The sequence below is a fragment of the Thermodesulfovibrio hydrogeniphilus genome (genome assembly GCF_054657355.1).
Genome location: NZ_BAAHYW010000001.1, coordinates 17312 through 37451, shown reverse-complemented (window position 1 = coordinate 37451; position 20140 = coordinate 17312). Strand labels below are relative to the sequence as shown.

General features: G+C 34.8%; 21 protein-coding genes and 1 tRNA gene. 6 read left to right on the top strand and 16 right to left on the bottom strand.

What is annotated here, in order from left to right:
- Positions 1-65: 65 nt before the first annotated feature.
- The 12 genes from ACYQ3P_RS00185 to ACYQ3P_RS00130 all read right to left on the bottom strand — a co-directional run bounded on the left by ACYQ3P_RS00185 (position 66) and on the right by ACYQ3P_RS00130 (position 13467).
- Complete coding sequence (locus tag ACYQ3P_RS00185) at positions 66-2189, bottom strand: glycoside hydrolase family 57 protein (protein ID WP_460175950.1); 2124 nt, start codon at positions 2187-2189, stop codon at positions 66-68.
- Complete coding sequence (locus tag ACYQ3P_RS00180; protein ID WP_460175949.1) at positions 2186-2515, bottom strand: FtsB family cell division protein; 330 nt, start codon at positions 2513-2515, stop codon at positions 2186-2188. The genes ACYQ3P_RS00185 and ACYQ3P_RS00180 overlap by 4 nt, the downstream gene beginning before the upstream one ends.
- A gap of 1 nt (position 2516) precedes the next feature.
- Positions 2517-3797, bottom strand: a complete 1281-nt coding sequence (eno, locus tag ACYQ3P_RS00175; protein WP_460175948.1) for a phosphopyruvate hydratase — start codon at positions 3795-3797, stop codon at positions 2517-2519.
- Between the two features lie 23 nt (positions 3798-3820).
- The gene (locus tag ACYQ3P_RS00170; protein ID WP_460175947.1) at positions 3821-5020 is read right to left on the bottom strand and encodes a DUF401 family protein; all 1200 of its coding nucleotides are present in this window, start codon (positions 5018-5020) and stop codon (positions 3821-3823) included.
- Positions 5021-5039: 19 nt separating this feature from the next.
- Positions 5040-6404, bottom strand: a complete 1365-nt coding sequence (gene lpdA, locus ACYQ3P_RS00165) for a dihydrolipoyl dehydrogenase (protein ID WP_460175946.1) — start codon at positions 6402-6404, stop codon at positions 5040-5042.
- The gene (gene gcvH, locus ACYQ3P_RS00160; RefSeq protein ID WP_460175945.1) at positions 6401-6793 is read right to left on the bottom strand and encodes a glycine cleavage system protein GcvH; all 393 of its coding nucleotides are present in this window, start codon (positions 6791-6793) and stop codon (positions 6401-6403) included. Before gcvH ends, lpdA begins: the two co-directional genes overlap by 4 nt.
- Before the next feature lie 541 nt (positions 6794-7334).
- The gene (hflX, locus tag ACYQ3P_RS00155; protein WP_460175944.1) at positions 7335-8774 is read right to left on the bottom strand and encodes a GTPase HflX; all 1440 of its coding nucleotides are present in this window, start codon (positions 8772-8774) and stop codon (positions 7335-7337) included.
- Between the two features lie 215 nt (positions 8775-8989).
- Positions 8990-10903: a ferrous iron transport protein B gene (gene feoB, locus ACYQ3P_RS00150; protein WP_460175943.1), complete on the bottom strand. Its 1914-nt coding sequence runs from the start codon at positions 10901-10903 to the stop codon at positions 8990-8992.
- Positions 10900-11130 (bottom strand): FeoA family protein, encoded by a 231-nt coding sequence (locus ACYQ3P_RS00145; RefSeq protein ID WP_460175942.1) that lies wholly within the window; start codon positions 11128-11130, stop codon positions 10900-10902. The genes feoB and ACYQ3P_RS00145 overlap by 4 nt, the downstream gene beginning before the upstream one ends.
- Positions 11131-11298: 168 nt before the next feature.
- The gene (locus tag ACYQ3P_RS00140; RefSeq protein WP_460175941.1) at positions 11299-12600 is read right to left on the bottom strand and encodes a B12-binding domain-containing radical SAM protein; all 1302 of its coding nucleotides are present in this window, start codon (positions 12598-12600) and stop codon (positions 11299-11301) included.
- Positions 12597-13376, bottom strand: coding sequence for a tRNA (adenine-N1)-methyltransferase (locus ACYQ3P_RS00135; RefSeq protein WP_460175940.1), 780 nt, complete (start codon positions 13374-13376; stop codon positions 12597-12599). The genes ACYQ3P_RS00140 and ACYQ3P_RS00135 overlap by 4 nt, the downstream gene beginning before the upstream one ends.
- Before the next feature lie 19 nt (positions 13377-13395).
- Positions 13396-13467: transfer RNA gene (locus tag ACYQ3P_RS00130), tRNA-Gly, on the bottom strand.
- 156 nt (positions 13468-13623) lie between these two features.
- Here ACYQ3P_RS00130 and ACYQ3P_RS00125 point away from each other — a divergent pair.
- A complete protein-coding gene (locus ACYQ3P_RS00125) occupies positions 13624-13923 on the top strand; it encodes a hypothetical protein (RefSeq protein ID WP_460175939.1) in 300 nt (99 codons plus the stop codon).
- A 348-nt stretch (positions 13924-14271) separates the two neighbouring features.
- Here ACYQ3P_RS00125 and ACYQ3P_RS00120 read toward each other — a convergent pair whose 3' ends face one another.
- Together ACYQ3P_RS00120 and ACYQ3P_RS00115 are read right to left on the bottom strand one after the other, a co-directional pair.
- Positions 14272-14862 (bottom strand): IS4 family transposase, encoded by a 591-nt coding sequence (locus tag ACYQ3P_RS00120; protein WP_460178020.1) that lies wholly within the window; start codon positions 14860-14862, stop codon positions 14272-14274.
- Complete coding sequence (locus tag ACYQ3P_RS00115) at positions 14843-15373, bottom strand: DUF4372 domain-containing protein (protein ID WP_460175938.1); 531 nt, start codon at positions 15371-15373, stop codon at positions 14843-14845. Before ACYQ3P_RS00115 ends, ACYQ3P_RS00120 begins: the two co-directional genes overlap by 20 nt.
- 299 nt (positions 15374-15672) lie before the next feature.
- Between ACYQ3P_RS00115 and ACYQ3P_RS00110 the strand changes: the two genes are divergently transcribed.
- Genes ACYQ3P_RS00110 through ACYQ3P_RS00100 form a run of 3 tightly spaced genes read left to right on the top strand, consistent with a single transcriptional unit; the run spans position 15673 to position 16825 of the window.
- Positions 15673-15981: a nucleotidyltransferase family protein gene (locus ACYQ3P_RS00110; protein WP_460175937.1), complete on the top strand. Its 309-nt coding sequence runs from the start codon at positions 15673-15675 to the stop codon at positions 15979-15981.
- Entirely contained in the window at positions 15978-16325 is a 348-nt protein-coding gene (locus ACYQ3P_RS00105) for a HepT-like ribonuclease domain-containing protein (protein ID WP_460175936.1), read from the top strand. Before ACYQ3P_RS00110 ends, ACYQ3P_RS00105 begins: the two co-directional genes overlap by 4 nt.
- 17 nt (positions 16326-16342) lie before the next feature.
- The gene (locus ACYQ3P_RS00100) at positions 16343-16825 is read left to right on the top strand and encodes an adenosine-specific kinase (RefSeq protein WP_460175935.1); all 483 of its coding nucleotides are present in this window, start codon (positions 16343-16345) and stop codon (positions 16823-16825) included.
- Between the two features lie 23 nt (positions 16826-16848).
- Here the strand turns inward: ACYQ3P_RS00100 and amrS are convergent, their stop codons facing one another.
- Both amrS and ACYQ3P_RS00090 read right to left on the bottom strand, forming a co-directional pair.
- Positions 16849-17859: an AmmeMemoRadiSam system radical SAM enzyme gene (gene amrS, locus ACYQ3P_RS00095; RefSeq protein ID WP_460175934.1), complete on the bottom strand. Its 1011-nt coding sequence runs from the start codon at positions 17857-17859 to the stop codon at positions 16849-16851.
- On the bottom strand, positions 17856-18131 hold the full coding sequence (locus tag ACYQ3P_RS00090; protein ID WP_460175933.1) for a DUF2934 domain-containing protein: 276 nt from the start codon (positions 18129-18131) through the stop codon (positions 17856-17858). The genes amrS and ACYQ3P_RS00090 overlap by 4 nt, the downstream gene beginning before the upstream one ends.
- A 93-nt stretch (positions 18132-18224) precedes the next feature.
- Between ACYQ3P_RS00090 and ACYQ3P_RS00085 the strand changes: the two genes are divergently transcribed.
- Together ACYQ3P_RS00085 and sfsA are read left to right on the top strand one after the other, a co-directional pair.
- Positions 18225-18929: a tRNA1(Val) (adenine(37)-N6)-methyltransferase gene (locus ACYQ3P_RS00085; protein ID WP_460175932.1), complete on the top strand. Its 705-nt coding sequence runs from the start codon at positions 18225-18227 to the stop codon at positions 18927-18929.
- On the top strand, positions 18916-20052 hold the full coding sequence (gene sfsA, locus ACYQ3P_RS00080) for a DNA/RNA nuclease SfsA (RefSeq protein WP_460175931.1): 1137 nt from the start codon (positions 18916-18918) through the stop codon (positions 20050-20052). Before ACYQ3P_RS00085 ends, sfsA begins: the two co-directional genes overlap by 14 nt.
- The last annotated feature ends 88 nt before the right edge of the window (positions 20053-20140 follow it).

Here is a 20140-nt window from a genome sequence, read left to right as displayed (position 1 = left end):
ATATTTCTCCAAGAGAGTTTGTTTTATGTAACTGTTGTTACAATATGAGGTTATTTTTGTCAAGTCTAAAGCCACATTAGTTTATCAAAATCTGGATGAGGCACATGGACTTTAATAAATCCAGTAAAAGGTGCTCTCTCTACTACAAAACCATTTTTTAGTATTTCTATGAAGAAACATATATCCTCTTCATGATTTATTTCAATTATATTAAATGGCAATTCTATTTCAAATATTTCTTTTAATGCAATACTGTCTATTACAGCCTTTTTTAGCCATGAATCATTTTGCTGAATAAAAACTTCTGCATGTGTAAAGTCTTCAGATATAACTTTTATTCTTTTCGGATTCAAAATATGTATATGAATTTTCAGATTTTCAATATTTTGTATTGGAATGCGACTGTCAACTCTTATGAAAAAACTTTCTTTGTTAAATCCGTAGTAAAGATATTTAAGAATGCTTTCAGCTTTATGCATGCTTCCGCCCATTTTCTCCAGATTAAATCTTCCAGCATCAAGCCATTCAAAGTAACTTGTAACTTTGCCATCTATTTTAGGATAAATAAATCCTTTTGGTTCAGTGTCGGACTTAATTTCTCTCATTGTTTTACTTATGGGGATATAGAGAAAATCAGGTGGTTCTTTCTCAATATTTAAGTAAACACTCATCAAATGATGTCTATAAATCTCATCAAAAACGTCCTTTGTTTCTGTGTAATGTTCATCACCATACCACCAGTTCCAGTCGCTTCCTTCTGAAATGTATATTTCCTCCCATGCTTTAGATAAATCTTTGTCAGGGTTTTCTTTCTGATAATTAAGCAAATCCTCTCTAACTCTGTATAAATATTCCCAAGAAACATTGTCTTCTTCATGCCCTATCCATATTGAAAAATTTGCATTAATCCACGAACCGGGAAATACTCTTTTTAAGGATTCAATTTCATGGTAATTTGAGAGGTATTCAGAAAATGTTACTGTTTTTATTTCTTTTTCTTCTGATAACCTTTTGTAGAGTTCACTCAAAAAATCAATTCCATCATTTTTATAATATTCCCAAGCATTTTCTCCATCAAGAATTACTGATACGAGGGAATTTTTAGGGGCTTTTTTTATTCGGTTTATAAAATCACTCACAGCCTTTTTACTGTCCCACCTTGAATAGACAAATCCTATAAGGTCTGAAAGCACCTTGTCTCGAAAGAAAATCTTCAAACCTCCAAATTCATAGGGTTTATATAAAATTTCTGGACTGAGAAGATGTTCACCCTCTCTAAGTTTTTTGTCTAAAGATTTCCCTAAAATTTCTTCATCCGTTGCAATCCAATTAATTTTGTTTTTAGCAATTAAACCCAAGACCTCTTCGCTTACAGAGCCTTCAGAGGGCCACATGCCAGAAGGCTTGAAACCAAAAGTGCTTTCAAAGAAATTTATTGCCCTTGAGATTTGAGTTTCAGCATCCTCTGGTGCTCTAAAATTATATTTTGGTAGTTGAGCCCATGGCATACATTCCTTTGCTTTGTAATTGTCATAAATTAAAGGAAGAATAGGATGATAAAAGGGTGTTACAGAAAGCTCAATCTGGCCTGATTTTGCCATCTCTGTGTAAGTAGGAATGATTTTTTTTAAAATTTCTATGTGTTTGTTTAAAATATAAATCTTTTCTTCTTCAGTAAAATTTTTGCCCTTTTTCTGAATTTTTTTTAGTTCAGGGTCTTTATCTCTATGCAAAGGATCAATCCATACAAGATTGAAAAGAACTTGAATATCTCTGATATCTTGATGTGTAAATTTTTTTGATATCTTTTCCATATCTCCAAAGATTCTACCTCTTTTTTCAAGAAGTTCAGCATAGCGAGGGAATTGTCTAATCATTGTATCCCAGTTTGCAAGAAAGAAGTTTTCAAGGATAAAGACTATTTGCTTTTGATTAAGCTCCTCAGCTGGAATTAGACTATAATCATAGAAAATGTCTGTAGTTCCATTTTCATATTCAATAATCTGCCTTAAAAGAGAAGGAACAACATTAAAAGTAGCTTTAACCTCAGGAAAGTTTTTCAAAAGAAGCATCATATCAAGATAATCCTTTGTGCCATGAAGTCTTACCCAAGGAAGCATGAACTTATTTTTTAGTGGGTCAAGATAATAGGGCTGATGCATGTGCCAAAGAATGGCAAGATATATCATTTTTCCTCGTTTTTAAATTGAAATACCATTTCTCCCGGCTTTACAAGCCCATATTGTTCTCTTGCGTATTTTTCCAAATATAATGGATCATTTTTTAACAATTCTATTTCCTTTTTTATTGCAGCATTTTCAGCGGAAAGATTGTTAATTTCATTTACTAATTTCAGCTCATTATTCTTTAATTGCCTGTATTTTATGTATCCCATGTCCCCAAAGAAGAAATTATAAACAAGAAAGCCAGAAATAATTAGAAGAACAAGGAGCAAAGTCTTGCTCCTTGCCTTTCTCTCTTTTATTACTTGTTCTCTTAAAACATGCCTTCCCATATTAAAGCCCGAGATTGTAAAATGCAGACATTCCTCTGTATTGGGCTATATCACCAAGCTCTTCTTCAATCTGAAGAAGTCTATTGTATTTTGCTATCCTCTCACCCCTGCAAAGGGAACCTGTTTTGATAAACCCTGTATTACATCCAACTGCAAGGTCTGCTATCATAGTATCTTCTGTCTCACCAGAGCGATGTGATACCACAGCGGTGTATTTATTATTTTTTGTAAGCTCAATTGCCTCAAGTGTTTCTGAGACAGTTCCAATTTGATTGAGTTTGATAAGTATTGAATTAGCAATGCCCCTTTTCATTGCCTCTTTTATTATTTTTGGATTTGTAACAACAAGGTCATCAGCAACAAGCTGAATCTTACTGCCAAGTCTTTCTGTAATCATTTCCCATCCATCCCAGTCTTCCTCACTCATTCCGTCTTCAATTGAGATAATCGGATACTTTTCAACAAGAGCCTCATAGTAATCAACTATATCCTTTGATTTCAACTTTTTACCCTCTACTAAATAAGCTCCATCTTTGTAAAACTCTGAAGCCGCTGCATCAATAGCAATATAAATATCTTTACCGGGTGCATAACCAGCTTTTTTGATAGCTTTAAGGATTAGTTTTATTGCCTCTTCATTGTTCTTGAGCATAGGAGCAAAACCGCCTTCATCACCAACAGAGACATTTAGTCCGTCCTTCTTTAAAATTGCCTTTAATGTATGAAATGTCTCAACAGCTGCTTGGAGTGCTTCTGAAAAAGTTTGAAAACCTGCAGGCACTATCATAAACTCTTGAATATCAAGATTGTTGTCAGCATGAACTCCGCCATTAATGATGTTCATCATGGGAAGCGGAAGCACCTTTGCATGTGTTCCACCTAAATATCTATAAAGTGGCAAACCGCATTCAAGCGCAGATGCTTTACATACAGCCATTGATATTGCTAATATTGCATTTGCTCCTAATTTGCTTTTATTCTCTGTCCCATCCATTTCAATGAGAAAGTTATCTATTCCTACCTGATCAGTAGATTCCATACCAATTATGTTTGGAGCAATTTCTTTCATAATATTTTCAACTGCCTTGAGAACTCCCTTGCCCATAAATCTTTTTTTGTCACCATCTCTTAACTCAAGGGCTTCTTTGCTACCTGTTGATGCACCAGAGGGAACAGTAGCAACTCCAACAGCTCCTGAATCAAGAAGAACTTCTGCCTGAACAGTAGGATTGCCACGGGAGTCAAGAACTTCTCTTGCTATTACATCAATAATTTCTCCCATAATTGCCTCCTTTTTTATGAAGTTTAACTATAATATCTCAAAATTGCAAATTCAATCAATGCTGAAAAAAATATTATCAATGTTGCTGGAATAATTTTCTTGTAAATGCCTAATATGTCAGCTTTAAAATATTCTTTTGTGAGTATTAAACAAAGATGAAGAGGAGAAAGAAGAACACCTGCATATCCAGAAACAAAAGCAATAGAGATTTCGTAAGGAACTATGTTTTTAATATGCATAAGTATTGGAAAAGTGCTTCCAACAAATCCCACACTTAAGCCTGTGATAAGTCCGGTGATAAAAGGAAGAAATACAAAGACAAAGAGATAAGGAATTTTAGATTGAGTAATTACTTCAGCTAATCCTTGCACTGCTCCTGAAATCTGAAGTATTTCCTTAAAAATTATCACTCCTATGACAAGTATTATCACATCCCATGTAAAGCCGTATTTGATTATTTCATAAAATCTTCTAAAGCCTGTTTTAAACCATACACTCAGTAGAATGATATTTGCAAACAAAGCAATATAAAGGTCAATCTTAAAAATGATTACTGGCAGAAGCACTAAAACAATAGGGACAAAGCTGTAAAGATTTTTAATTATTCCTTGCTTGATAGTTTTTCTTTCAGAGTTTTTTACACCTTTCATGCTAAATAAAAATCCTGTAATGAAAAATATAATAACTATTGGTAAATGAATGAGCATCAGCTCTCCCAGAGGAACACCAGATATCGCAGATGCAAGAACAATACCGGGATAAAGAGGAAGAATAAGCTCCCATGGATGTCTGTACCAATAATTTACAAAAGCTTTTTCCTCCTTTGACATCTTTGTATTCTTTGTAGCAGAGTCAACCATAGGTGCGGAAAGATAAGCTCCACCAAGCGATGGCAACATTCCAATTATCATGGGCATTGATATTATTGAGAATTTTTTGCTGTTTAAAAGACTCTGTGATGCTTCTGTCATTTTTTGCATTAAGCCTACCTGTCTTAGTGAAAATTCAAAGGATTTAATCAATGTAAGGGAAAGAAGAAGATTTAAGAAAGTATGTGAGGTTAGGCTTTTTGCAAAGGTGTTGGGAATTTTATATAAAGTATGAGGATAAAAAACAATAAACATTAATGAGCCTGCAAGCATTGCGTATCCGACATTTATCTTTTTCCTAAGCAGAAAAAGAATAAAAAGAAAAACAATTGTGACCTTTAATAAATCCAACATAAAATTTTAATCCTCAAAACTAAATTTTATGAATTGCTTCTCCGTAAATGTCTGCACATGCTTCCTTAATACCTTCAGAAAGGGTAGGGTGGGAATGAATTAGTTCTGCAACATCTTTTGCTTTTGCCTTAAGTTTTATTGCAAGGGCAAGTTCATGAATAATCTCAGATGCCTTTGCACCTATTATATGAGCTCCAATTATCACATCTGTGTCTTTTTCCGCCAATACTTTTATAATTCCGTCAATTTCACCAATTGCATGAGCCTTGCCAATTGCTCTGTAAGGAAAAGTTCCTTTTTTGATAGCTATTCCCTTTTGAAGAGCTCCATTCTCTCTCAGTCCTACTGAGGAGACTTCCAAGGCAGTAAAAATTGTTGATAGAATGATGGTGTAGTCCATTATTTCTTTTTCTCCAAGAATATTTTTTGCAGCAATTTCTCCTTCTTTATATGCTACATGAGCAAGTAGCCATTTTCCATTTACATCTCCAACAGCATAAACACCTTCTAAATTAGTTTTTAAATATTCATCAACTAAAATTTCTCCTTTTTTTCCAAGCTTAATTTCAGAGCTCTTTAAAAATTCAGTATTGTAAGCCCTTCCAACTGAGACAAGAACAACTTCTGAAGAAATTTTTTTTGAATTTGAAAGAAGAATTTCAACTGCTTCATCAGTTTTTTTCAACTCCTCTATTTTTACGCCTGTATAAAATTCTATCTTTCTTTTTTTAAAAGCCCTCTCCAATGTTTTAGAAATTTCTTCATCCTCCATTGGTAAAACTCTTGGCATTAGTTCTATTAGTGTTACCTTGCTTCCAAGAAGATGGAAAATCCAAGCAAATTCACAACCAATTGCACCAGCACCAACTATTGTTATTGATTTTGGTATTTCTTTCATACTCCATAAATCATCACTTGAGAGGATTTGTTTTCCATCAAAGCTAAGCATTGGAAGTTCTGCTGGTCTTGAGCCTGTTGCAATTATTATATTGTCTGCAGTGATTTTTTCAGATGAATTTTTTAAGAGTACTGTTTTTGGATTGATTAATTCAGCTTCATCTTTGATAATTTTAACTCCTGACTGTTTCAGTAACATGTAGAGACCCTTTCGCTGGGTCTCTACAACATAGTCTTTTTTTTCCATCAATTCTGAAAAATTAGGTGTTATATCAAGATTTGGCTTATCAGTGCCATGCTTAAGCTCTTTTAATTTGTTAAAGGTTTCAAGGTAATGAATGATAGTTTTAGTTGGGATACATCCTTTATTAAGGCATGTGCCTCCTAATTCATCTTTTTCAATAAGCGTTACTTCAGCACCTGCTCTTTTGGCAGTCAATGCTGCTACATATCCTGCAGGACCACCTCCAATAACAATTAATTTCATTCTCTTTCTTCCTCAATATATGCTTCATATTCATCGTAGTCCATTAAATCATCAAGTTCATCAGGATTGTCCATTTCTATTACTGCTATCCAGCCTTTTCCATAAGGGTCTTCATTAATAAGTTCTGGATGGTCAATAAGCTCTTCATTAATTTGAACAACTATTCCACTTACAGGAGCTATAACTGGGGATGAAGTTTTTGTTGATTCAATTTCTGCCATTTCTGAGCCTGCATCTACATGAGTGTCAACTTCAGGAAGTTCAATATAAACAATATCACCTAATTGTTCTTGTGCATAATCAGTGATTCCAACTTTGACTTTTGTACTTTTTCCAGATATTTTTACCCATGTGTGTTCTTTGTGAAACTTATAATTTTCTAAACCCATCTCTCCTCCATTTAAAAATATAATTGATTATTTAAATTGACAGAGCTAAATTTGTCAAGCTTACAAATATTTTGTGCTAAGATGTTGTATATTTTATCAGTGTAACCAATTAACCCTTTAAGAATCAAATTTATTTTTTTAAACTTAAATTTTGCTATTGTCAAATCTCATAGCTAAAGCTCGCCACACCTTCGGCTCGGGACAGGCTTCCCTCCTCGTCATTACAAGGAGCGTCAGCGACGAAGCAATCTCACTTTTTTCTCATGGAATGATAGAAGAGATTGCTTCGCTTCGCTCGCAATGACGCTTTTTTAAGATTGTTTCGGCATCCTATCGGATGCCTCGCAATGACAAAGGAAGGGGTCATTGCGAGCCTGCCGACAGGCAGGCGAAGCAATCTCATAAAAAGAAAGTGTAGCCTCAAAAATAAAATCTCTCGCAATGTCCATATATCTAACATCCGATGACGAAAAGGGAATAGCTCAAACGTCCATATATATAACATACAATGACTGATAGAGGAGAAAGTAACCGCAAGAAACTATTGCAGAATGCTGTATGAAACCTTTTCTTCCCAAAGCCTTCTTTTGAGCTCCTCAATCAAAGGAAGAAGCGTTTCTTTTTGTTTTGCTGAGATTCCTATTGCATTGTATCTTTTACAAATAACATCAGCGTCTGATAGGTTGATTTTATCTATTTTGTTGAAAACAAGCATAACAGGCTTTTTATCAAGGTTCAATTCTTTAAGAATATTTTTTACTGACTCTATATGATTCTCAAATTGAGGATTTGATATGTCCACAAGATGAATGAGTAAGGTGGCATCTTCCAACTCCTCTAACGTTGATTTAAATGCAGCAACAAGGTCTTCTGGTAAATCCCTAATAAAGCCGACTGTGTCTGTGATGATTAGTTCCCTTTCTTCTGGAAATTTCAGTTTTCTTGATGATGTATCAAGAGTGGCAAACATTTTATCTTCAACAAAAACTTCACTTTTGGTAAGAGCATTTAGAAGTGTTGATTTTCCCGCATTTGTATATCCTATTATTGATACAATCGGAATTTCAAGCTCCTTTCTTCTTTTCTTTCTCTGCTGTCTGGCAACCTGTATTTTTTTAAGCTCATTCTCAAGCCGATGAATTCTCTCTTTTATTCTTCTTCTGTCTATTTCAAGTTTTGTCTCTCCTGGACCCCTTCCTCCAATTCCTCCTGCAAGACGAGACATGGCAGTTCCTTTACCTGTTAATCTTGGCAGAGTATAACGAAGTTGGGCAAGTTCTACCTGAACCTTTCCTTCCATTGAATGAGCACGCTTTGCAAATATATCAAGAATCAATTGGCTACGGTCTATAACTTTGAGTTCTGTCATCTCCGCTATTGTTCTCATTTGCGAAGGCGTAAGATCTTGGTCAAACAACAGAAGTGTGGCACCTATATCCATTGCCCTAATTATCAATTCCTTCAGTTTACCTTCACCAAGAAGATATTTTGGATTTAGTTCTTTTACTCTTTGAATAATTTTATCAAGCACAACTACATCAGCAGATTGGGCAAGTTCTTCCAATTCTTCCATATGCTCTTGTAAAACATATTTAGGTGAGGTTGAAACGCTTATTAAAATAGCCCTTTCCCTTGTGTCAGAAGTATCAATGGCTCTTATTCTGTCCATTTCTTCTTCAAGAGACTTTATGAAGTCCTTAAAGTTGAATTTCAAATCATGAAAACTCGTAGATAAAATCTCATACTGCTTCTCACTTCCAAATGGCAGAAGATGAACTATGTGTATGTCTTGCGGAATGCCCTCCTTTTGAGTAATAACAGCGAGCAAATCAAATCTTAGAAGTCTTAGGTCTGCTATGTCTTCTCTGTCAGGAGGCTCATTTTTAAGATGCGTATGTATGTATCTAAGCCCCCTTAAAGGCTTTTTACCAATAGGAAAATTATCAAGTTCGGGAATAAGTATTGAATTGGCTGTACCCACAATTACATGGGTGATACTACCAAATCGGTCTATTAAAAGTCCTATTTGTCTGTTTATCTCAAAGGAGAGCGCACAAAGAGTTTTTGCTAAATCTGAAGAAATAATAAAATCTACTGGCTGTTTTTTCCTATAGAGTCTCTCTAAAATATTAATCTGACTTCTTTTAAGCCCTGTTATTTCTCCGTAAATTCTGATACTTAACTAACCCCCTTAGCTTACATTAGCATAGAAAATAAAAATCTTGCCAGTAAAGCCAAAACTGAAGCCATAGCTATGGTAAGAAGTGTAACAAAAATCGTTTTTCTGATTCCCAGTTCCCTAATTAAAGCTCCCATTGTTCCTACACATGGCATGTAAAATACAGTGAAAATGGTAAAGACAATGAGTTGGACTTTAGTCATAACTGTAATTAAATCGGTTGTATGTAATGCCTGAAAAAGCATGATCATAGAAAGCTCTTTTCTCAATATGCCAAAAAGCAGTGTAATCCCTGTCTGTTCAGGCAATCCGAGAATCCAGCTGACAATAGGTTTTAAAATCTGATTAAGTATTTCGTCAATTTTAAAATATTCAAGAAGACTTAAAGATATACTGCTAATGATAAGCAATGGCCATGCAACTACTATAAAATCTTTAAGTCTTAGCCATGTTTTCATATAAACATTTTTAAATGTAGGAATACGAAGAGGCGGTATTTCCATAATCAATCCCGGAGTTACTTCAGGAATAAATTTTGTGAGAACAGCACCTAAAATCATGACTACGAAAAGATTGAAAAGAAATATTCCAGCCACAGCAAATCCGCCAATATAAGCGCCAACAATTCCAAATATTATTGTGGTTCTCGCAGCACATGGGATAAAAACAGAGACTGTTGCAGTAATAAATCTATCTCTTGGCGATTCAAGTATCCTTGAAGCCATTACTCCCGGAACATTACATCCATATGAGACAATAAGCGGCAGAACACTTTTTCCATGCAATCCAATTTTATGCATAATAGAATCCATTAGAAAAGCAATTCTTGGTAAATATCCAATGTCTTCAAGAACAGTCAATCCGACAAAAAAGGGTATAAGATAAGGAATGGCAACTCCAATGCCTCCCGAAAATCCTTCAAGTAATCCTTTCAGTATGAAGTAAGCAAAACTTCCTTCACTGACAAAATTAGGAAGTTTTTGAATTAAAATATCAAAGAAATCAGTTAGAGGCTCTTCTATGAAGCTTCCTACCTCAAAAACAGTGAAAAAGATTCCAAAAAGAATAAAAAACAGTAGGGGATAACCAAGATACCTATTAGTAAGCAAGTCATCAATTTTTTCTCTTAAGGATTTTTGTGGTTCTCCGATTTTTGTAACTTCCTCAAAAATATTCATTGTTAGAGCATGTCTTTCAGAGGAAATAACTGTGTCAGCATGTTTCCCATGAGAAATTTTTATTTCTTCCCGAAGTTTGTTGACCATTGCGAGAATTTCAGGATATTGTTTTATTTTTTCAAACAATTCAGCATCGCCTTCTAAAAGTTTTACAGCTATGTATCTTCGTGGAATATTCGTCAGGAAATCAGCGGGTATGATTTTCTCAATTTCACTGATTTTTTCCTCTATGTCTTTGTGAAAATGTTGGATTTGTGGGATTAACTTTTTATTGAAGGCTTCTTTTGCGGATTTAAAAATTTTGTCAATTCCGATTCCTTTATTTGCAATTGTTTCTATTACAGGAACTCCAAAAATTTTTGATAGTCTTGCTAAATCTATTTCAAGGCCCTTTCTTTTTGCCTCATCAATCATATTTAGACATATAACCATTGGAACTTGAAGCTCTGCCAATTGAAGAGTCAGTTCAAGACTTCTTGATAGGGTTGAGGCATCTATAACATTTATAATGACATCTGCCTGTCCTGATAGAATGTATTTTCTTGATTCAAGCTCAGCCTTATCTAATGCTGTGAGGGAATAAATTCCGGGCAAGTCAACTATCTCAAATGTTTCGTTCCCAACAGTAACTTTGCTTATAGTATAATGGACTGTTTGACCGGGAAAATTAGCTGTTACTGTTTTGTAACCTGCAAGTCCGTTAAATATAGTGCTTTTTCCCGCATTAGGTTGCCCAGTAAAGGCTATTTTCATTCAACTTCCTCAACCTCTATTTTTGAGGCAACCCCTTTACCTAATGCGACCTGAGAGCCGTTTACTTCTAAAAGTATTGGACCACCCAAGAAAGATGTCTTTTTTAAAGTGACAATATCTCCTATGTGGATTCCAAGACACTGTAGATGCTGACGTATTCCTCTACCACCTGAAATCTTTATAATTTTTACCCTTTTGCCATCATTTATGTTAAGCAATGTTTTCATTTTCTCTCCAAATAACAGAAACTATTGTTAATAATAAAACTTTTTTATAATCTCATGCAACACTATATTGCTTAGGGCTGAAAATAGATAAATACTCATTAATACGAGCTTCTGTTGCGAGCGATATCGGACAAGGCAGACTTTTCTTTTATATCAGAGTCTTTGCTATTACAATTGCATATTGTAATTATTGACATCATTTTTTAGCTTTTCTATTTCTTCTCTTGGATAACAGAATATTTCTGAAAAAACAGTGTTGTTGGTTAAAAGAGGGTCTAAATCATCTGTTATTACTCCCTTCTCAATCAGCTTTTGCCAGTAAAAAGTGCCTCTGATAGGAGAAAACTCTGTGAGATGAATTCTTACTTTGAGTTTTTTAAGGAATTCTGCACCAGCCCAAACTTCATCAATTGTTTGCTCAGGTAATCCATACATGATGTAAACACCTATTTCCTGAGATGAAAATCCTGATTCTCTGAGATTGTAAACAGCCTTTTCGAGTTCCTCATTGGTGACCTTTCCTCCAGTTGCAATTTGTCTTTTTATGTCCACTGTTTCAAGGCTGAGTCTCAAAGTCTTAAATCCCGCAAGTTTCATAAGACGGGCAATTTCTTTGTCAACGAAGCGAGCATGTAGCCCGTTTGGGGTATGAAATCGGATTTTTAAGTCTTGGCGAATAATTTCCCAAAGAATAGGCTTTATATGGGATTTAGATTCATAAAGCAGAGCATCATCATAAAAGGCAAAGTCTTTTACTCCAAGTCTGTAAAGCCCTGTGATTTCTTCAATTACGTCCTCAACATTGCTTTGCTGAAATCCATTATATAGGAGCGAAGAGGCGCAATAAGCACATCTAAAAGGACAACCCGTTGATGTAAGTATTGGAGCATATGGAAGCTCTTTGTAAAAACCCATCTGCCACCAGTATATGGGTTTTTCTCTTATTCTTTTTAAATGGATTCCAAAGTTATCAAGACACTGAATCAGTCTGATGTCAGCTTGTCCTTCATAAACAAAGTCTGCTCCAATATTTTTTTCAGCATGCTCTTTGTAGAGGGTTGCATAGATTCCACCAAGAATTATCGGAGTGTTTGGATAAAAATCTCTTAGAATTTCAACAACTCTTTTTACACCAAGCCACCAGTAAGCCATAATAGATGTGACTAAAATGATATCAATTTGTCCGATTTGTTTTAGCTTTCCAATAAACTGCTCTTCTGAAATCCCGTATTTTTTGAATTTTCTCGGAATGTTTTTAAGAATGTCAGGCTTTTTTACAACTTCAGAGGAGTATTTTCCTGTGCCAAATTTTTTTATTTTAAAACTGTTGCAACAGTCAATAAGTTGAAGGGATACATTAAACAGACTTAAAAACTCGGCAACTTTAAGAATTCCTAAGGGTCTTGCCCAAAAATTATAGGCAGCGAAATCATAAATCCACGGATTTATGAGAAGGATTTTATAGCTCATTCAAGCTTTCTGAAGACAACTATAAATCCTGTGTGAGCTACCATTCTTAATGAAGGTCTAAGACTTAAGCCTTCTTTTTCCCAACTTCTTTCAAGAAGCTCAAAGATGCCAACCTTATAAAGTCTGTTTGAAAAGTTTTTTTCAACTTCTTCAATTAAGCTATAAATCTGAAGCACTGTAGTGACATAGCATCCGAGCAATCCGCCTGATTTTAATACTTCTATTACTTTGTCTAAAAAAAGCCACGGCTCAGTAAGGTCAAGGACAGCCCTGTCAAACTCCTTTTCATCAATCCCTTCACCTATGTCTTTGTTTTTGAGGACGAGATTATCTGGATTTGGCATAAATCTTTCAATATTAGTTTTTGCAGTCTCATAAAATTCTTTTCTTTTTTCGTAAGATACAACTTGTCCATTGTGTCCAACAGCTCTCAAAAGATAAAGAGTTAAAGCACCAGAACCTGTTCCAGCTTCAAAGACTTTAGAGCCGGGAAAGATATCAAGCAAAGTTATTATTCTTGAGATATCCTTTGGATAAATTATTTGCGCACCCCTTTTCATTTTTAGGATGTAATCTTCAAGGGTAGGACGGAAGACAAGAAGTTTTTCTCCTTTTGTTGAGGAAACCTTTATTCCTTCAGGCTTTCCGATGATTTCATTAAAATTGACATTTCCTTTGTGAAATGAAAAGAAACCATCATTTTTGAGATTTATAAGATATTTTCTTCCCTTTGAGTCTATTAAAAGAGCGAGGTCTCCTACTTTGAATTCTACCAAACTTGCCTCCAATAAAAAAAGCGGGCGACGGGATTTGAACCCGCGACCTTCAGCTTGGGAAGCTGACACTCTACCGCTGAGTTACGCCCGCATAAATTAATTATTTTTCATTTTATAATTACCAGAAAAAATATGTCAATTTGTTTATTTTCCCCAAAAATAATCTATCCGAAAAAGTATTGTTTCCTCACAATTGACAATAAAGGCGACCATCTGATATTCCTTTTATTTTTAGCCAATACACTAGATGAAAGGAGGAATACCCTATGCCCTCCCCTATTCCAAAGGAGGTCTTCAGTATGAAGAGCAGATATTTTATTATCCAAAAAATGCTACGAAATATCAAAAAATGCCCAAAAAATTAAATGCTCAGATGCTTAATGACCTAACATCAGTAACTCAGCTTAACAGAAAATACTTGGGATGGTTGCTACGAAATAATGGCAAAGTTGTATTCATCAAAGACAAAACACGAATAATTGCTGAACCCACAGTCTCTTATACATACAAAGAGGTACAAAGACTTTATATACAGATGAGGGAATAGAAGCTCTTAAGTGGTTATTGACGGCCATACCGTTTAATAGGATTTAAAGTTACTGGATGAAGAAAGCAGGGAAAGTTTGATAGAAATTAGAAATCGGATTGATACAGTGAGATTATCAAGAAAAATAGAAGAAATAAGTGAGCTGTTAGCTGAGGGATATGAGAAAAAACTAAGGGAGGTCAACCATAAGAACTTTTCATATCTGTTCAGGAAGATTTTATTTTGAGTCATTGCTGTCCAAAATAATCTAAACTCATAAAAAACATCCGCATAAAATAAGACTTTTGGACAAGAAAATTTGCTTTTTCAAAATCAGGTTACCCCCCTTTCTTTTTATTTGCTGTCCAATTAAACAAGTCTAAATTTTAACTGTTCTATTTGAGGCTCAATTTGCGGTGTCTCTGTCGGTTTATTTATCCATTCCCATAAATTCCTATATGTAAATAGGTTTAGTCTCAACAATGCAACTAGATTACTTAATGACCATCCAAATGTTGATAACTCCTTCAGATACTTCAGTATCAGTATCGCTATTAATGCCGTCCATATCTGTATCTTAAGTGCATTCGCTGATGTCCCTACAAAGGTTTTTACTCTTAGATTTTGTTTCAATGTCTTAAAAAATCTGCCCTGCCATCTGTCTTTGTATATCTCTGATATGGTCGTTGCACCAAAGTTCAGTTGGTTCGTGAGTAGCACAACTGTATCTTTTGTTTCCTTATCCATGACCTCTATCCTCCGTAGCTCATATGGACAGTCTTGCTCTGCATAAAAACCCTTAAGCTTGATTATCTCATCCCGAATTATGTTTCTGTTCTTTGGCACTGGTAGGCTCTTTATCACTTTATAAGAGGCGTTGTCCTTTAACCTTGTTACAAAATATACCCCCTCCTCTGTCCATCTACCAAATAAAGCATAGTCAACACACCCTCTGTCTATTTATAGCACCAGAACAAAATTGAAGTCTCCTTAATATGTTTACTTCGTGCACTTTACCTTCTGTTATATGCGCATATTCAGGTAAATATCCTGAGTGGTCAAGTAGTAAATGCAACTTTACCGCACCTTTAGTCTTTCTGAATTTTGCCCAGTCAAATACTGTTGCACACAACTCTATTACAGATGCATCAAAGCTCTTTAGCTTGTTCTTAAATCTGAATTTCCTCTTGCCAGTAAATTTAGACTGACATCTCTGAAGAAGCATATAAAATACTGCTTGAAAGAGTTCCCACGGTCTGTGTTCATTTGCATAGGCAAGGGTAGACCTCTTTGGAGCTTCTTTTATACCAAGATGCCTTAACTTGCCAATACAACTGGCAAGTCCATTACATATCTCTCTTAGAGAATGCGCCTGCCCAAGTTGACAAAATAACATAGCTACAAATTGCCCCCAACTCGTAAACCCTTTTGCTCTACGCTCAGCTTCTGTCTGCTTTGACTGACTTCTCAAATTCTAATCTTGGAAAAAGGGATAGAATTTGACTGAAAATACCGCTATACTTATTCATATACACCTCCAATCTGGGTCTTTAATTTTAAGCTAAATGTTTATCTATTTTACCCAGATCGGAGCTTTTTAAAAAATTTATTTTGGACAAGAGTGATTTTGAGTAAATACGGGGCAATTTAATTTTTAATTTGTAATGACAGCAAAAACAATTAATTTTCAAATATCTATCGTAATCTTAAGATTTGACTTGCTATTTGTTGTCACAAAAATCAAAAAGCTTAATTGTGATATAATTTTATATGAGCAAAAAGTCTGTGCAGAGTCTTGATGATATAATAAGAGTTCTTCGGGAACATAAAGAGGAAATTAAGCAGAAGTATAAAGTAAAGGAGATTGGCGTTTTTGGCTCTTTTGTCCGAGGAGAGCAAAATAAAAGAAGCGATGTAGATATTCTGGTTGAATACACTGAAGTGCCGGACCTTTTAAAATTTATTGAGTTGGAAAATTTTTTAAGGCATATTTTAGGTAAAAAAGTTGATTTAGTCAGAAAAAAGGGAATTAGGAAAGAATTGAGAGAGAGAATATTAGAAGAGGTAGTTTATGTATGAAAAGGGATTATAAATTGTTTATTAAGGACATATTAGAGGCAATTGAGAGGATAGAAAAGTTTACTAAAAATATGGATTATCAAGCATTTTTTGAAGATGAAAAAACAAATAGTGCAGTAGTATGGCAAATTCTCATTATAGGAGAAGCCACAAAAAATATTCCGAAAGTCATAAAGGAAAAATATAAAGACATACCGTGGAAAGAAATGGCAGGCATGAGAGATAAAATCAGTCATGCTTATTTTGGAATAGATTTTGAAATTGTTTGGAAAGTCATTCAAGATAGATTGCCAGAAATAAAGCCTAAAATAGAAAAGATTTTAAAAGAGCTTAAACAAAAATAAGCCATTGGAGGTGTAAGATGGAAATTAAGGCAGTAAAAGTAGAGATACCAGAGGGATGCAATATTATACTTGGACAAACTCATTTTATTAAGACTGCAGAAGACCTTTATGAAATTCTCGCAACCCATATTTCACATGCAAAGTTTGCAGTTGCATTTACAGAGGCATCTGGTCCTTGTTTGATTCGTTCAGAAGGAAATGATGAAGAGTTAAGACAAACATGCATTCGTAATCTTCAAAACATTGGAGCAGGACATGTATTCTGCATTTTAATGCGAGGTGCTTTCCCGATAAGTGTTTTAAATGCTATAAAAATGTGTCAGGAAGTATGCAATATTTATTGCGCAACAGCAAATCCACTTGAGGTAATAGTTGCAGAAACAGAGCAGGGAAGGGGAATTCTTGGAGTTGTTGATGGTTCTTCACCAAAGGGAGTTGAAACAGAAGAAGACCGTAAGCATAGGAAGGATTTTTTAAGAAAAATTAACTATAAACTTTAAGTTTTTGATTTAACTTATTGATTTTAAGGCAATCCAACTCCATCTACTAAACTCCCGCAGTTTGTGCAGCGGGAGTTTTTTATATTGATTTTGTTTATGAAATAACCAAATCTTTCAATTAAAAGATTTTTGCAGTTAGGGCAATATGTGTTTTCACCGCCTTCACCGGGAATATTTCCAGTGTATACGAATTTTAAACCTTCCTCAAAGCCAATATTTCTTGCTTTTCTGAGGGTTTCAACAGGTGTTCTTGGTTTGTCCAAAAGCTGATATGTTGGATAAAACTGTGTTACATGCCAAGGGATTGCAGTGTCAATAGAACACAGAAAGCGAGCAATTCTCCTTAAAAATTCCTCTGAATCATTAAGCTCAGGAATTATTAGAGTAGTTACCTCTACCCAAACTCCAAGTTCTTTGAGCAGTTTAATATTATTCATAACAGGCTCAAGCCTTGCTCCACAGACTTTTTTGTAAAAATTTTCATCTCCTTTAAGGTCAACATTAATTGCGTCAAGATATGGAGCAACAAATCTTAAAGCCTCTTCACTTGTGTATCCATTGCTTACAAATACATTTTTAATCCCTTCTTTGTGCGCCACAACCATGCAGTCATAAGCAAATTCAAGGAATATAGTTGGCTCTGTGTAAGTGTAGGATATGCTTTTGCATCCTGTTGCCATTGCTTCTTTGACCACTTCCTCTGGAGTGAAATCTTCACCGGGAATATCCTTATGATATCTTCCGTATTGGGAAATAGTAAAGTTCTGACAGTGCAAGCAACGAAAATTACAACCTACTGTCGCGATTGAATATGAAGTAGAGCCGGGATAAAAGTGAAATAGCGGTTTTTTTTCAATAGGATCAACATGATATGCGATAATCTTTCCATACACGAGGCTATAAAGAGTTCCATTTACATTTTCTCTTACTCCGCAAACTCCTCTTGCACCATCAGAAATGGTGCAGTTATGGTGACAAAGTTTGCATTGTACCTTATTGTCGGAAAGCTTCTCGTAAAACAATGCTTCTTTCATTCCTTTTTCCTTCTGCCTCTTGCCTTTGATGTTGATTTTGACTTCGCAGAAGAGGTTCTCTTGCAAGCTCTCGTTCTTTTAGTCTTTGGTTTCTCGGGCTCTTCTTTTACCTCCTCTGGTTGCTCTTCTTTGATTAAATTATATTTTCTCAGAACAATTCTTTCTGCCTCAAGCCAGTTGTCTATATCTCTTCCAGCAATGCATCCACTTTTTACATAAAGTTCATATGCAACTTGTCTAATTTCCTCTTCAAGCCTTTCTCTGTCAACCATGTTAAACCTCCTTATAAGGCTTTTTTTTAAGTATAACATAAAAAATATGATTTGCCTATTGATTTTTTTTGCAGATTATGGCAAAAAATTAAGGTGAATTACACAATTGATTCAATAGGAAGTTTAAAAATATGTCAGCCAAGGGAAGGTTACAGATTTAGCGTAGATGCTATACTTGTTGCAAGTTTTGTAAATCTGAAAAGGGTTGACAGAATTGCTGACATTGGAGCAGGAACCGGTATAATTGGGCTTATTCTTGCAAAAAAATATCCTGATGCTGATGTCATTATGATAGAGATTCAACCAGAACTTGCAGAACTTGCAAAAATTAGCGTTGAGCTAAATAATTGTCAGGAAAAAGTAAAAATCATATGCGCTGATGCAAGAAATTTCAGTGATAATGATTTTGATTTAATTGTCTCAAATCCGCCTTTCAGAAGACCCGGCACGGGTAAAATGAGCCCATCAGATAAAAAAGCATTAGCAAGGCATGAGCTGAGTCTAACAATATCGGATTTGGCAAAAATTGGACAAAGACTACTCAGACACAAGGGAAGACTTTGCATGATTCATCTTCCGGAGAGACTTACAGAGATTATCCGTGTAATGGGAAAGTATCAGCTTGAGGTAAAAAGAATTCGTTTTATACATTCAAAAATGAATACAGAGGCAAAAATGGTGCTTATAGAGGCAGTAAAAGGGGGTAGGGTAGGGCTTAAGGTAGAACCTCCTCTTTTTATTTACAAAGAAAATGGCGAGTATACAGAGGAGATGCAGAAAATTTATGATGAAATTTGATTTCAAAGACCTTAAACAGGCAACATTAATTAAAAGAGTGAACAGATTTGTGGTTGAATGTAATATTAATGGAAAAAAGATATATGCTCATCTTCCAAATTCCGGAAGTCTTATGGAGTATATGATACCCGGTGAAAAAATTTATCTTAAACAAAACAATGGACTCAATAGGGCAACCCAATGGAGTACAGTTGCAATAGAAAAAGATGGTTTTCCTGTTTTTATTCAATCAGCAATGACAAATTCAATTGTGGAGCAACTTTTAAATGAGTCAAAAATTGAGGAGTTTAAAGTATGGAAAGTTTTAAAAAGGGAGATTAAATACGGTAGTAGCAGATTTGATTTACTTTTATCAAATAGAAAAGAAAAATTGTTAATTGAGGTTAAATCATGCACCCGCTGGGGCAGTAAAATTGCAATGTTTCCAGATGCAATAACAGAAAGAGGCAGAAAACAAATAATTGAATTGTCTATGGCTGACTATGCTGGAGGCGTTTTCTTCATTGTGCACACACCTAAGGTTGATTATTTTTTGCCTGATTATCACACTGATTTAAGCTTTTCAGAAACTCTTTTTAACTTAAAAGATAAGCTTATAATTAGGGCATATAGCATCATATGGAGTAAACATCTTACTTTTTCTGGGATAAAAGAAATAAATATACCGTGGCATATTTTAAATAGAGAGATGAAGGACAGTGGCAGTTATCTTTTAATTGTGAAGCTTGAAAAGGACTTAAAAATAAATGTGGGAAATCTTGGTGAAGTATATTTCAGAAAAGGTTATTATGTTTATGTTGGCTCAGCAATGAAGGCGTTGTCAAAAAGAATCCAGAGGCATAGAATTCGCAGAAAAAAGCTTTTTTGGCATGTTGATTATTTAAGAGAAGAGGCAAATTTTATTGATGTATTGCCGATAAGAACTCATGACAGGCTTGAGTGTGAGATTGCAAGAAGAGTTGAAAAAATATCTGAATGGTCTGTTTCAGGATTTGGAGCATCAGATTGTAAATGTAAGAGTCATCTTTATGGTTTTAGTGAAAATCCTTTGATAAATAAAAATTTTATTGATTTACTTTTTTACTTTCGCATTGACAGATTAAATGAAAAATACAGTCTTTAAAAATATGACGCACATGAGATTAATTGAGATTGTGAGAGAAGGAGGAAAAGTGAAGAAGAGTTATGAAGTGGACATACCGTTTAATAGT

Coding starts and splice junctions, on each gene's coding strand:
- amrS (WP_460175934.1), bottom strand. CDS start 17,859: ATGAAAGAAGCATTGTTTTACGAGAAGCTTTCCGACAATAAGGTACAA.
- eno (WP_460175948.1), bottom strand. CDS start 3,797: ATGGGAGAAATTATTGATGTAATAGCAAGAGAAGTTCTTGACTCCCGT.
- ACYQ3P_RS00145 (WP_460175942.1), bottom strand. CDS start 11,130: ATGAAAACATTGCTTAACATAAATGATGGCAAAAGGGTAAAAATTATA.
- ACYQ3P_RS00090 (WP_460175933.1), bottom strand. CDS start 18,131: ATGGTTGACAGAGAAAGGCTTGAAGAGGAAATTAGACAAGTTGCATAT.
- feoB (WP_460175943.1), bottom strand. CDS start 10,903: ATGAAAATAGCCTTTACTGGGCAACCTAATGCGGGAAAAAGCACTATA.
- ACYQ3P_RS00100 (WP_460175935.1), top strand. CDS start 16,343: ATGGAAATTAAGGCAGTAAAAGTAGAGATACCAGAGGGATGCAATATT.
- ACYQ3P_RS00170 (WP_460175947.1), bottom strand. CDS start 5,020: ATGTTGGATTTATTAAAGGTCACAATTGTTTTTCTTTTTATTCTTTTT.
- lpdA (WP_460175946.1), bottom strand. CDS start 6,404: ATGAAATTAATTGTTATTGGAGGTGGTCCTGCAGGATATGTAGCAGCA.
- ACYQ3P_RS00105 (WP_460175936.1), top strand. CDS start 15,978: ATGAAAAGGGATTATAAATTGTTTATTAAGGACATATTAGAGGCAATT.
- ACYQ3P_RS00140 (WP_460175941.1), bottom strand. CDS start 12,600: ATGAGCTATAAAATCCTTCTCATAAATCCGTGGATTTATGATTTCGCT.
- ACYQ3P_RS00110 (WP_460175937.1), top strand. CDS start 15,673: ATGAGCAAAAAGTCTGTGCAGAGTCTTGATGATATAATAAGAGTTCTT.
- ACYQ3P_RS00125 (WP_460175939.1), top strand. CDS start 13,624: ATGAAAGGAGGAATACCCTATGCCCTCCCCTATTCCAAAGGAGGTCTT.
- gcvH (WP_460175945.1), bottom strand. CDS start 6,793: ATGGGTTTAGAAAATTATAAGTTTCACAAAGAACACACATGGGTAAAA.
- ACYQ3P_RS00180 (WP_460175949.1), bottom strand. CDS start 2,515: ATGGGAAGGCATGTTTTAAGAGAACAAGTAATAAAAGAGAGAAAGGCA.
- ACYQ3P_RS00185 (WP_460175950.1), bottom strand. CDS start 2,189: ATGATATATCTTGCCATTCTTTGGCACATGCATCAGCCCTATTATCTT.
- sfsA (WP_460175931.1), top strand. CDS start 18,916: ATGATGAAATTTGATTTCAAAGACCTTAAACAGGCAACATTAATTAAA.